Source organism: Arthrobacter sp. MPF02 (assembly GCF_046605375.1).
Lineage (GTDB): Bacteria > Actinomycetota > Actinomycetes > Actinomycetales > Micrococcaceae > Arthrobacter.
Window position 1 is genome coordinate 745,194 of sequence record NZ_CP176772.1, and the last position, 12,072, is coordinate 757,265.

General features: G+C 67.5%; 8 protein-coding genes. 4 read left to right on the forward strand and 4 right to left on the reverse strand.

Annotated features, from left to right (window positions below; all coding sequences use genetic code 11):
- The first annotated feature begins 72 nt into the window (after nt 1-72).
- Both ACLH0K_RS03625 and ACLH0K_RS03630 read left to right on the forward strand, forming a co-directional pair.
- The gene (locus ACLH0K_RS03625; RefSeq protein ID WP_411375498.1) at nt 73-696 is read left to right on the forward strand and encodes a helix-turn-helix domain-containing protein; all 624 of its coding nucleotides are present in this window, start codon (nt 73-75) and stop codon (nt 694-696) included.
- On the forward strand, nt 689-1,381 hold the full coding sequence (locus ACLH0K_RS03630) for an SRPBCC family protein (protein ID WP_411375499.1): 693 nt from the start codon (nt 689-691) through the stop codon (nt 1,379-1,381). Before ACLH0K_RS03625 ends, ACLH0K_RS03630 begins: the two co-directional genes overlap by 8 nt.
- Before the next feature lie 144 nt (nt 1,382-1,525).
- On the opposite strand, the gene ACLH0K_RS03635 is transcribed toward ACLH0K_RS03630, so the two are convergent.
- On the reverse strand, nt 1,526-3,055 hold the full coding sequence (locus tag ACLH0K_RS03635; protein ID WP_411375500.1) for a PLP-dependent aminotransferase family protein: 1,530 nt from the start codon (nt 3,053-3,055) through the stop codon (nt 1,526-1,528).
- A 61-nt stretch (nt 3,056-3,116) separates the two neighbouring features.
- Between ACLH0K_RS03635 and ACLH0K_RS03640 the strand changes: the two genes are divergently transcribed.
- The gene (locus ACLH0K_RS03640) at nt 3,117-3,734 is read left to right on the forward strand and encodes a YczE/YyaS/YitT family protein (RefSeq protein ID WP_411375501.1); all 618 of its coding nucleotides are present in this window, start codon (nt 3,117-3,119) and stop codon (nt 3,732-3,734) included.
- Between the two features lie 24 nt (nt 3,735-3,758).
- Here the strand turns inward: ACLH0K_RS03640 and ACLH0K_RS03645 are convergent, their stop codons facing one another.
- The 3 genes from ACLH0K_RS03645 to ACLH0K_RS03655 all read right to left on the reverse strand — a co-directional run bounded on the left by ACLH0K_RS03645 (nt 3,759) and on the right by ACLH0K_RS03655 (nt 11,317).
- Nucleotides 3,759-4,589, reverse strand: a complete 831-nt coding sequence (locus ACLH0K_RS03645; protein WP_411375502.1) for an Fpg/Nei family DNA glycosylase — start codon at nt 4,587-4,589, stop codon at nt 3,759-3,761.
- On the reverse strand, nt 4,582-9,654 hold the full coding sequence (locus ACLH0K_RS03650) for a DNA glycosylase AlkZ-like family protein (protein ID WP_411375503.1): 5,073 nt from the start codon (nt 9,652-9,654) through the stop codon (nt 4,582-4,584). The genes ACLH0K_RS03645 and ACLH0K_RS03650 overlap by 8 nt, the downstream gene beginning before the upstream one ends.
- A 109-nt stretch (nt 9,655-9,763) precedes the next feature.
- Nucleotides 9,764-11,317 carry an FAD-dependent oxidoreductase gene (locus tag ACLH0K_RS03655; protein WP_411375504.1) on the reverse strand — a complete coding sequence of 518 codons (1,554 nt, stop codon included), beginning with the start codon at nt 11,315-11,317 and terminating at the stop codon, nt 9,764-9,766.
- Nucleotides 11,318-11,509: 192 nt separating this feature from the next.
- Here ACLH0K_RS03655 and ACLH0K_RS03660 point away from each other — a divergent pair, with 192 nt between their 5' ends.
- Nucleotides 11,510-11,971, forward strand: coding sequence for a DUF4383 domain-containing protein (locus ACLH0K_RS03660; RefSeq protein ID WP_411376396.1), 462 nt, complete (start codon nt 11,510-11,512; stop codon nt 11,969-11,971).
- Nucleotides 11,972-12,072 lie beyond the last annotated feature (101 nt).

Consider the following 12,072-nt stretch of genomic DNA (forward strand, 5'->3'; position numbering starts at 1 on the left):
TTCCCTCTTCGGCTCTCGCCGACGAGAAAAAAGTTCTTGACAAGAAAAGTTGTCGGTACTGATACTTGAACCATGCAAGACATTGCAGTGATTGAGGACCCGGCCGCGGCGGAAGCGTCGCTGGACCCGATCCGCGTCCGGATTCTCCGCGAGCTGGCCGAGCCCGCATCGGCCACCCAGCTGGCGGCAAAGGTGGGGCTTCCCCGCCAGAAGGTCAACTACCACCTAAAGGCACTGGAGCGGCACGGCCTGGTGGAGCTGGTGGAGGAGCGCCGCAAGGGCAACGTGAACGAACGCGTCCTGCAAGCCACCGCCGCGTCCTACCTCATCTCTCCCGCAGCTCTGGCATCGGTGTCCCCGGATCCGCGCCGCTTCGCCGACAGGTTTTCCGCCTTCTGGCTGCTTGCGCTCGCCGGCCGGATGGTGCAGGAGATGGGACAGCTGATCACGGGCGCCGCAGCGGTTCGGCAGAAACTGGCCACCTTCGCCATCGACGGGGACATCACGTTCCGTACGGCGGCCGACCGTGCCGCTTTCGCCGAAGAGCTCGGCGTGGCGGTGACGCGCCTGGTGGACAAGTACCACGACGGCGCGTCCTCCTCAGGCGGAAGGCGGCACCGGCTGGTGGTGGCACTGCACCCCGCACTCAAGACAACCAACCAAACACCCACAAGCAAGGAGCAGGACAATGGCTGACAACCGCAACTTCGAAATCGTCTACGACACCGAACTTCCCGGCACACCGGAGCGGGTGTGGGAGGCCGTCACCACCGGCACGCCGGCCTGGATGTTCCCGACCGATGAGTGGCCGGACGTGAAGACGGTCAATGAGTACCCCTCACACCTGGTCACCCGGATCGAGGGCCCTGACGGCTGGTTCAACCAGCTGGAGCACGTCCTGGAACCGCTTGAAGGCGGGCGGGCCCGGCTGCACTACGTCCACAGCGGCATCTTCGCCGAGAACTGGGACCAGCAGTACGACGGCGCGAGCCGCCACACCAAGTTCTACCTGCATACGCTGGGGCAGTACCTCCAGCACTTCGACGGCAAGCCGGTGGTCTTCACCGACATCCAGGGTCCGGCCGCGTCCCAGGTCCCGGACGGGTTCGTGCAGCTCCGCAAAGCGCTGGGCGTTGAATCCGCGGCGCAGGGCTCCCGGGTGGACGTGGAGCTCGACGGCGTAGGGCGGCTTACCGGCGAAGTGGACTTCTCCAACGAGCACTTCCTGGGCCTGCGGACGGCCGACACCATGTACCGCTTCTTCGGCCGCAACGCCTGGGGTGCGCCGGTAGGGATGACCGTGCATGATTTCAGCGGCGCCGGTGACTCCGAAACCACCGCCAAGGCCTGGGGTGACTTCCTGGAGCGCGTGTACGTGTAACGGACCGCTGGTCGACGCGCAAAACCGGGTTCGACCCGCAAACTACCTGGCGCGGCTGGTATGGGGGCCGCGTCAGGTAGTTTGCGCGTCGGGGATGAAGTGCCGCGTCGAAAAGCCCGGGCTGAATGCAGGGAACGTGGGGCGTCAGGCGATGGCCGTAGCAGGCGGATCCCTGAGGGTCCGCCGGAGCTGGGGAGCGGCATTCAGCCTTTCCTGGGCCGCGCGCAAAGCCAGCACGGCAAGCTTGAGCTTTTCAGGCGGAAGGGTGAACGGCACGCGAAGATTGCGTTCGAAGGCGCCGCCAATCCCGAACCGCGGTCCGGCCGCCAGGCGGATGCCAAACTCTGGTGCCAAAACCGTCAGGGCGGTGCTTGAGGGTGCCGGCAACCGGCACCAGACGGAGAGTCCACCCACGGGATAGGTCGGCTCCCATTCCGGCAGATGCTGCCGCAGCAGCTCCAGCAGCGCCGCCCGGTTGCTGCGCAGATCCTCGAGCCGGGCGGGTAGCGGTTCGTCGAGTGCCCTTACCAGATGGGCGGCGGCAAGCTGGTCCATGACCGGGCCGCCCAGGTCCAGGACGCTGCGCGCGGCGGTGAACCGCTGGATCATGGGTTCGGCGGCGCGAATCCAGCCGGTCCGCAGACCGGCCCAGTGGGATTTGCTGAGCGATCCAATGGTGACCACGGCGGAACTGAAGGCTGCCAGCGGAGCGGTGGGAACGCCGTCGAGGTTCAACTCACGGAGCGTTTCATCAGCCACCAGCACCGTCCCCGCCGCGTCCGCCGCCCGTACCAGCCGCCGCCGCTGGTGATCCGGCATGATCATGCCCGTGGGGTTGTGGAAGTCGGGCACAAGGTAGGCGATCCGGGGGCGCTGCTCCGCGATGACTGCTTCCAGGGCGGGCAGGTCCCAGCCCTCTGCCGTAAACGCGACCGGAAGGGCCCTGCATCGTGCAGCCCGGATCGCGTCCAGTGCATTGGGATAGCTGGGATGCTCCACGAGCACCCGGTCATGGCGTTCCACCAGGGTGCGCAAAATGATCGTCAGCGCGTGCTGCGCGCCGGAGGTCACCATGATGTGTGCTGCCCGCGTGGGGACTCCGGCCGCGGTGTAACGGTCCGCGATCGCCTGCCGGAGGGGGAGCAGTCCGATGGCGTCATACCCGAACCCCGGCAGCAGTGCGGGAAGTTCCGTCAGCGCTGCGGCGAAGGCCCGGTGCACCATCTCGCCGCTGGCCGGCAGGGCGGAGTAGGCCAGATCGATCAGTCCTTCCGGGGCGGCGAGGCCGGGCGCAGTCATGGTTGCGGGTCCGGATGCCGGACCGGTGCCGGAGGACCGGGCACCGGAGAACCCGGTGGCGAAGCCTGCCAGGCCGGAGAGGCTGGGTCCAAACCCGTTCAGGTCGGGAATGCGTGTCCGTCCCCGGCTGCCCTGGCCGCTGCTGAGGAACCCCTGCTCCCGAAGGATTGCATAGGCGGCCGTCACGGTGGTCCGGCTGACGCCGAGTTCTTCGGACAAGGCGCGCTCGCTGGGTAGTGCCGTTTCCAAAGGCAGCCGGCCGTCAAGGATGAGGAGCCGGACCACCTCAGCGAGTTCGCGGTAGCCCGGTCCGGTTCCACGCTTCCATGGACCCAGGAGCCGGGACAATGCTGGTGCGGGAAGGGAGCTGGCCATGTAGCCAGTATTTCAGACTGGCTATGTAATCCAAGGCCAGTTGCATGGGAGGGTTGGATGCATGCTGCCCCGAAGACTCATCCAGCTTTTCATCGGCCTCGCCATGTACGGCATCTCCTTGGCCTTGTTCATCCGAGCCGGGCTCGGCCTCGACCCGTGGGATGTCTTTCACCAGGGTGTGTCCGGCCGGACAGGGCTGAGCATCGGCGTAGTGGTGATCATCGTCAGCTTCCTGGTGCTGCTGTTGTGGATTCCACTGCGCCAGCGCCCCGGCTTCGGCACCCTCTGCAATGCGGTCCTGGTGGGTGTTTTTGCAGATCTCGGGCTCGCCGTGGTTCCTGCGGTGTCCCACCTTGCCGGCCAGGTCGGCATGCTTGCCGGCGCCGTCCTGCTCAATGGCATCGCCTCGGCCTGCTACATCGGCGCACGGTTCGGCCCCGGCGCACGCGACGGACTGATGACTGGTATGGCCCGGCGCACCGGCTGGTCAGTCCGGCTGTCCCGCACCCTGATCGAGGTATCGGTACTGGCCATCGGATGGTTGCTGGGCGGTTCAGTGGGCGTGGGGACGGTTGTTTACGCGCTGGCCATCGGGCCGCTGGTCCAGCTCCTCCTGCCGCTGTTCACGGTCCCGGCCGCCGGAACAGAAGCCAAGCCGGTTCCTGCGGCCGTGCCCTAAACCCGTTTGTCAGGCAGCCGGCGCCTACACCGGCGCCGGCTGGCAGCGCGGGCAGAAGTAGATGTCGCGTTCCTCGTCACCGTTCGGCTTCCCCAGCAGCCCGCGCCGGACGGGAGTTCCGCACTTCAGGCACGGCTTGTGCTCCCGGCCGTACACCCAGTAGCCGGGCCGGCCGGCCATCCTGCCCACCGGCATGCCGCGGGCGTTGAGGATGGTCACCCGGCGGCCGGGGCCAAGGTTGACCTCCAGCAGCTGCTTGGCGTCAGTGACCATGGTCCGGACGTCGGCAACCTGCGATACCGGGGTGGCCGGGTGCACGCCGGAGAGGAAGCACGCCTCGCAGCGGTAGATGTTGCCGATGCCGGCAAGGTTCCGCTGGTCGAGCAGGGCGACGCCGACCGGGACGTCCGGGGATGCCCGCACCCGCCGCTCCGCCTCGTCCAGGTCCCAGTCCGGGCCGAGGAGGTCCGGCCCCAGGAACCCTACGACCGAGTCCTCGTTGGCCGTGGCCACCACTTCCAGGAGCCCCAAGGAAAATCCGACGGCGTCCGCCGCCGGCGTGCGCAGCACGCACCTTGCCGTATGGCCCGGCTTGCGCCACCGGCCCCCGGGCGGATAGATCTGCCATGCTCCCTCCATTTTCAGGTGGGAATGGATGGTGAGCCTTTTGTCGTCGGGCCCCACCACGCGCATCAGGAGGTGCTTGCCGCGGGGCACCACTTCCTCCATGGTCCAGCCCGCCAGGTTCAAGGTGGCGAAGCGCGGAACCCGGAAGTCGGAGGCAAGAAGTCTCTGCCCTGCCAGGGCTTTGTGCAGCTGGTTTGCGGCACGCCAGACGGAATCCCCTTCAGGCACGGAGCCTCAACCCCTTCGGAGTGGAGTATGCCCCGGCGGAGCTGAGGGCGGACGCCACGGGGGTGCCAAGGATGTCGTGCCCGTTGACCTTTTCCATGACCAGCTTGTCTACTGCCCCGCGCGTCACAACGCCCACCAGGGCGGCAGCTGCGGCAGCCAGGACGGCTTCGTCGTCAGTGAAGGCCAGCAGGGTCTTGCCGCCGCGTTCCACGTAGAGGACCAGCGCTCCGTCCACCAGGACCACCAACGCCCCCGCCTTTCGTCCGGGACGGTGGCCGGTGCCGGCGTCGTCCTGCAGGGCAGGCCAGGGCAGCGCCGCGCCATACGGGTTGGCAGGATCGGTGGCGGCCAGGGCCAGTGCCACGGGCTCCGGTTTGGCAAGCTGCGTGTCTTCCGAGTAGGAGCGCAGCCTGTCCACAGTGGCGGGCACGGCAAACTGGGCCGCCCCCAGATGCTCGATGAAGTAGCCGCGCCGGCAGCGTCCTGCTTCCTCAAGCCGGGCCAGCACCTTGTACATCAGGCCGAAACCGCCAAGGATTTGCTCGGCCATCACCGAACCCCGGGTGACCACGCCGTAGCGGTCCAGCAGGAGCTCTGCCGTGGCGCGTGCGTGAATGGTGGGATCGAGTTCCGGCTCCGGAAGTGCGGACCACCGGCCGGCAGCCATGGGGGGAGTTGCCACTGCGGCGCTGCCATGGCGGCCGCCGGCCAGCCCTGGCGATCCCATAAGTCCGGTGCCGTGGGAACGCCCCAGCCTGCTAAGCCGGGGTGACCTTGCCCGCGGGGCGCGCGCCACCTGGCGGTGAGCGGTGTGGCCGCCGGCAATCAGGGCCCGGACAGGGGCGAACGTGTCTCCGGTGATCCGGCCCGCCCACACCAGCTCCCAGAGGGCGGTGACCACTTCCTGGTCGCTGAGCACAGCATCCATGCCGCCGGCAACATCCGTCAACTGCCGGAAAAAGTAGCCGCCGCCGTTGTTCCGCAGATGGTCCAGCAGGCGCTGCCCGGCATCGCCCGGCTGGAACTCTGGAACCGGGTTTAGGGTCAGTTCCGCTGAGTCGGCCAGGTGCAGGCTGATCCAGCCGTCGTTTCCGGGCAAGGCCCCGGCCCCGGACCAGAGAACTTCGCCCGCTGCCATCAGCTCGTCCAGCATGGCCGGCTGGTAGTTGGACACGCGGCTTGCCAGGATGAGCGGTTCCCACGCCGATGCGGGAACGGGCACGCCGGAGAGCTGGTCGATCGCAGTGACGATGCCGTCCAGTCCGCGAAGCGAGGGCTGGCCGCGTCCGCCGCCCGGAACCCGCACGTGTTGCCAGGCAGGCAGGAAGCGCCCGTAGGCGGCGGTATCCACCGGCTCAACTTCGGCACGCAGGGCTGCAAGGGAACGACGGCGCAGCTTCCGAAGGACCTCGGCGTCGCACCATTCGCTTGCAACAGTATGCGGAGGCTCCGGTGCCGGTGCCGCGCCTGCAGTTCCTGCCGGCTCAGGAACCGCTTGGCTGGTCTCCAGCCCGGTATCCGCATCGGCGGCGTCTGCCGGCTGGCCGGCCGGTGCCGTTTCGGGCACGGTGGGGTGCGGCCGGAACTCACCTTCCACCACACGCCCGTCTGCGGCCAGCCGTTTCAGGGCCGTGCCCACCACCGCGACACCGAGCCCCAGCCGGGTTGCCGCCTCGGCGGCCGTGAAGGGGCCGTGGGTACGGGCGTAGCGGGAGACGAGGTCGCCAAGGGGATCGGCCACCGGCTCGATGAACGCCAGTGGCACGCCCATCGGCAGTGGCACTCCCAAGGCATCGCGGAGCCGGGCGGCGTCCTCTACGGCAGCAAACCGCTCCACGCCGCCGATGTTCACTTTGATGGCCCGGTTGGCGCGCTGCAGGGCAGCCAGGTGGGCGGTAGTTTCGGTGATGGTTGCCGCGGAGTTCAGGTTCCGGGTTCCGGCGGACTCGGTTTCGGCATCGGTTTCCCCAGGCCCAACCGCCGGGGCTTCAACGGGCTCAACGTCCGGCTCACCTGCCGGCGCCAGGCGTGCGGCGACTTCCTCCGGGGAGAGCGGACCGAGCAGCCGCAGCAGGTCTGCCACACCCTCAAGGCCCCGCATCCGCCGGTCCGGCGCCAGTCGCTGCAGCTCCCGCTCGGTGGCCTCGATGACCTTGGCATCCAGCAGCTCCCGCAGCTCCACGCGCCCCAGCAGCTCATTGAGCAGTGTGGAATCCAGGGCAAGGGCGGCGGCCCGCCGTTCCGCCAACGGGGAGTCGCCCTCGTACAGGAACTGCGCCACGTAGCCGAACAGGAGCGACTTGGCGAACGGCGAGGGCTGGGACGTGGTGGTCTGCACAATCCGCAGCTCCCGGCGTTCAACGGACGCGGCGATGTCCTTCAGGGCCGGGAGGTCGTAAACGTCCTGCAGGCACTCACGTACGGTTTCCAGCACGATCGGGAAGGTGGGGTACTTTCGGGCTACGTCCAGGAGCTGGGCCGAGCGCTGCCGCTGCTGCCACAGCGGCTGCCGCTTGCCTGGGGTCTGGCGGGGGAGCAGGAGCGCGCGTGCCGCACATTCCCGAAACCGCGAAGCGAACAGCGCACTGCCGCCAACCTCCGCCGTGACAATTTGTTCAAGCTCCTCGGGGTCGAACAGGAACAACTCCGCCCCCGGCGGCTCATCCTCCATCATGGGCACACGGAGGACAATGCCGTCGTCGGCTGCCATCGCGGAGCCGTCCATGCCGTACCTCTGATGGAGGCGCTGCCCCACCGCGAGGGCCCAGGGCGCGTGCACAGGCATGCCGAACGGGCTGTGCAGGATGACCCGCCAGTCGCCGAGTTCGTCGTGGAACCGCTCCACCACCAGCGTGGTGTCACTTGGCACCACTTCCGTGGCCTGTTTCTGTTCCGTCAGGTACTGGATGAGGTTGTTGGCAGCAAACTCGTCCAGGCCGCTGGCCTTGCACCGTTCGGTGGCAGGACCGGGGTCCGAAGCGGACAGTTCCCGGACAAACGCGCCCAGGGCGCGGCCCAGGTCCACCGGCCGGCCGAGTGAATCGCCCTTCCAGAACGGCAGCTTGCCGGGCTGGCCGAAGGCGGGGGAGACGAGGACGCGGTCATGCGTGATGTCCTCGATCTTCCAGCTGGTGGCGCCCAGCGCGAAGACGTCACCAACGCGGGACTCGTACACCATCTCCTCGTCGAGTTCGCCCACGCGCCGGCCACCCTTGGGCGCCGGAGCCGGCTTTCCGTCTTCGGACGGGGAGGCCGAACCCTCGATTTCGGTGCCGATTATGTAGACGCCGAACAAGCCGCGGTCCGGAATGGTCCCGCCGGAGGTCACCGCCAGGCGCTGGGATCCCGGCCTGCCCTCGATGGTGCCGGCGTTGCGGTCCCAGATAATCCGGGGCCGCAGCTCCGCGAATTCATCCGACGGGTAGCGGCCTGCCAGCAGGTCCAGGGTCGCCTCGAAGGCCGAGCGGGGAAGCGACGCGAACGGCGCGGAACGCCGGACAGTGGCGAACCATTCCTCCACGTCGATGCTTCCCAGCGCGGTAGCGGCGACGGTCTGCTGGGCCAGGATGTCCAGGGGATTGGCCGGGATGCTGAGCCGCTCGATCTTGCCGTCAAGCATCCGCTCCACGGTAATGGCGGTGTGGACCAGGTCCGCCCGGTGCTTGGGGAACAGGACGCCCTGCGACACTTCGCCCACCTGGTGGCCGGCGCGTCCCACACGCTGCAGGCCGCTGGCCACCGACGGCGGTGATTCAACCTGCACCACCAGGTCCACGGCGCCCATGTCGATTCCGAGCTCCAGCGAGGACGTTGCCACCACGCAGCGCAGGCGTCCGGATTTCAGGTCATCCTCGATCAGCGCGCGCTGGTCCTTGGAGACAGAACCATGGTGAGCCCTCGCCAGTACCGGATCCGCGCCGGCCGTGCTCCCCGCCTGCGCCATCATGTGCGCCGGTGTGGCAGTTGAAACAGGAACGCCCGACGCCGGGACACCGGGCGCGGAGCCCCAGTCAGCTTCCTGCCCTCCCGCGCCGGGATCGTCCCAGCCGCCCCCAACGGACACCAGCTGGCGCTCGGCGTAGATCTCATTGAGCCGGGCCGTCAGCCGTTCTGACAGCCGGCGGGAGTTGGCGAACACGATGGTGGACTGGTTGGCCAGCACCAGGTCCACGATCTTTTCCTCAACGTGGGGCCAGATGGAGGCCTGGGGCTGGAGGCCGGAAGCTGGGCCTGAATCGAAGGCGCCCGCGGCCCCCTGGAGATCGGACATGTCCTCCACCGGCACGGACACGGTGAGGTCCCAGTTCTTCTTGGCCGGCGGCACCACGATTTCCACGGGCGCCGACCCCGCAAGGAACTGGGCCACAAGCTCCCGCGGCTCCACTGTGGCGGAAAGCCCTATTCGCTGGGAAGGCTTGGGCAGCAGGGCATCGAGCCGTTCCAGGGAGACGGCGAGGTGCGCCCCCCGCTTGGTCCCGGCCACGGCGTGCACCTCGTCGATGATGACGGTGTCCACCTCGGCCAGGGTCTCGCGTGCCCTGGATGTGAGCATCAGGAACAGTGACTCGGGGGTGGTGATGAGGATGTCCGGCGGGTTGCTGAGCAGGGCCCGCCGGTCCGCTGCCGTGGTGTCGCCGGACCTCACGCCAACGCTGATAAGGGGCGCCGGCAGACCCAGCCGTTTGGCTGTCTGCGTGATGCCGATCAGCGGCGAACGGAGGTTCCGCTCGACGTCGACACCCAGCGCCTTCAGCGGTGAGATGTAGAGGACCCGGGTTTTGCGTTTCGGCGCCCGGGACTGCCGGCCTTTGGCCTTCCCCGCTGCAGCCGGGGGAGCGGCAGCCGGTTCCGGAACTGCCGCGGCGGACGTGAGCAAACGGTCCAGTGCCCAGAGGAACGCAGCCAGGGTTTTACCGGAACCGGTGGGAGCAACCACCAGGGCATGGGAGCCGGAGGAGATGGCATTCCAGGCACCCGACTGGGCAGGCGTCGGCTCGGAGAAAGCGCCCAGGAACCACTCACGGGTAGGCCTGCTGAACTGTGCCATCGGTGCAGACAGTGCCATCGGTACAGGGGGCGCTGCGCCAGCCGCACCCGTTCCGGACTTTTCCTGGCTCATGCCTCCATCATGCCCCAGGGCACCGACAGGACGGCCGTGCCTCCGGAACCTTCGCTCAAGCCTTTCCGTCCCGCGGGAGGTCCTTGGTTGCCGGGCCTTCCAGGAGCTTGCCTTCATTGGTGAAGCGGGAGCCGTGCAGCGGGCAGTCCCACGTCCGTTCGCTGTCGTTCCAGTGCACAATGCCGCCGAGGTGGGTGCACACCGCTGACAGCTTGCAGGTGGTTCCGTCCACGGTGGAGACCGCTACCGGACGGGTGCCTTCCCGGTACACCGTGCCCTCACCCTCGGCAGGAATAACGGGAGCCGGGGCGGGAGCGGGAGCCTGGTCCTTGCCCCGCTTCAGGGCCTTGGCGCCCTCCTTCTTCAGGCCCTCGGCAGCGAGCTGCCCCCAGCCCGAGGCCATCTTGGCCGCCACACCGGCATTCAGGGCGACAGCGGAAAATGCGCCGGACGGGGAGGTGACGCGGTGGTGGATGGTGTCGGCCCACGGCACATGGCCGCCCAGGATGTCCGCGGAGATCCCCAGGGCGGCAGCGACCGCATTGGTCATGCCCCACTTGTTGTAGCCGGTGCCGAAGTAGATGTGCCCCTTTCCGCGGGGCATCTTGCCAAAGAACGGCATGAGATTGGTGGCCATGTAATCCTGCGCCGACCATGCATGGGTGGTCACCGCGCCGGGGTAGTGCTGCCGGGTCCAGTCGAGCAAACCGTTGAGGTGGGCCCGTTCCGATGTGGCGCGGCCCACGTGGTGGCCGTGGCCGCCCACCAGCAGGAGCCTGCGGCCGTTGTGCTCGTAGTCGCGCAGGGAGTGGGTGGGCTGTTCCACGGAGATGTACATGCCTGGAGGGGGCGCCTGCCCTTCCTGCAGTTCGAGGGCCGCGGCATAGGACCTGCTCGGTTTCAGTTTGGCGAAATACAGCCCACGGTCCAAGACAGGGATGCCGGTGGCGATCACCACCCTGTCAGCCCTGACGCTGCCCCGGTTCGTCTTGACTGCGGAAGGGAGGTCTCCGGTGACGTCCCGCAGCCGCACGCCGCTGACCACCGTCCCGCCCCGGCCACGGATGTCCGCCACCAGTGTGTCCACCACCTCCATGGGGTGGATTTGCGCCTGGTCCGGAAGGCGCACCGCGCCGTGCACTGCGAACGGCAGGCCGGCGTCGCGGACATACTCCATGGCCAGCCCGGCAGTGGTTCCGGCGCTGACCTCTTCGCGCAGCTTCTCCGTCGCCTGCGGCGTGGTGGCGTACGTGTAGGCATCCCGGCGCTGGTAGGGGACGCCGTGATCATCCAGGTAGCGGAGCAGCCACGCCTGGCCTTCAAGGTTGCCGTCCACGTAGGCCCGTACCTGTTTCTGCGAGTACTGGCGTGCGAGCTGGGAGAGGAACGTCCCCTGCAGCAAGGTGACCTTTGCCGTGGTGTTTCCGGTGGTTACGGCACCGGGAAAGCGTGCTTCGAGGACCAGTACCTTTTGCCCGGAGCGTGCCAGCAGGAGCGCCGTCACCAGGCCGGTGAGTCCCGCGCCGGCCACCACGGTGTCGTACTTGGTGTCGGGCTCGAAGGGATCAGAAGTGAATGCCCCGCTGCGGTCCAACCAAAGTGACGTCATCCCAACACAACCTGCCTCCCGGTCTCATTTGCGCTGGTGGGGCCCATTTTTGTAATGGGTCTGTTACAGTCCCGCCCCTTTCAGCGCCGCATTTGCTAAGTATACTTAGCTTGTCTGGGTTTATGTCTATGGTCAGGCGCAGCCCGGCACATGGAAACGCTAACGACAACAGCAGGAGTGATCATGACGAGCATGAGTTCCGACGGTCGTACGGTAGGCCGGACAAACATTCAAAAAGCAGCCCTTGCCGTGGGAGCTGTCTTCCTTCTGGTCGGTGTTTTGGGGTTCATCCCGGGCATCACCTCCCAGTACGAGGCCATGGGCTTTGCCGGACATGAGTCCCAAGCCCTGCTGCTGGGCATCTTCCAGGTATCAGTGCTGCACAACATCGTCCACCTGCTGTTCGGCGCGGCCGGCATAGCCATGGCCCGCAGTGCCGCACAGTCCCGGAACTACCTGGTCATCGGTGGCGCGATCTATCTGGTGCTCTGGCTTTACGGTCTGCTGATCGGTTTGGATACCGCAGCCAACTTTGTGCCTGTGAACATGGCGGACAACTGGCTGCACTTCATCCTGGGCGTTGGCATGCTCGGCCTCGGGCTTGCCCTCTCGCGCGGCACGGCCCGCGCCGGACGCCCCACCACGGCCCACTAAGCAAGCACACAACCGAACACCCTCGTGCCGCCTGCCACAGGCCGGGTGAACACAAAAGGAAGCTGCGGGCGGTCCGGCAATTGCCGGACCGCCCGCAGCCG

Excerpts from the sequence above, each read along its gene's own strand:
- ACLH0K_RS03625 (WP_411375498.1), top strand. The coding sequence starts at position 73 with ATGCAAGACATTGCAGTGATTGAGGACCCGGCCGCGGCGGAAGCGTCG.
- ACLH0K_RS03630 (WP_411375499.1), top strand. The coding sequence starts at position 689 with ATGGCTGACAACCGCAACTTCGAAATCGTCTACGACACCGAACTTCCC.
- ACLH0K_RS03635 (WP_411375500.1), bottom strand. The coding sequence starts at position 3,055 with ATGGCCAGCTCCCTTCCCGCACCAGCATTGTCCCGGCTCCTGGGTCCA.
- ACLH0K_RS03640 (WP_411375501.1), top strand. The coding sequence starts at position 3,117 with ATGCTGCCCCGAAGACTCATCCAGCTTTTCATCGGCCTCGCCATGTAC.
- ACLH0K_RS03650 (WP_411375503.1), bottom strand. The coding sequence starts at position 9,654 with ATGGCACTGTCTGCACCGATGGCACAGTTCAGCAGGCCTACCCGTGAG.
- ACLH0K_RS03655 (WP_411375504.1), bottom strand. The coding sequence starts at position 11,317 with ATGACGTCACTTTGGTTGGACCGCAGCGGGGCATTCACTTCTGATCCC.
- ACLH0K_RS03660 (WP_411376396.1), top strand. The coding sequence starts at position 11,510 with ATGAGTTCCGACGGTCGTACGGTAGGCCGGACAAACATTCAAAAAGCA.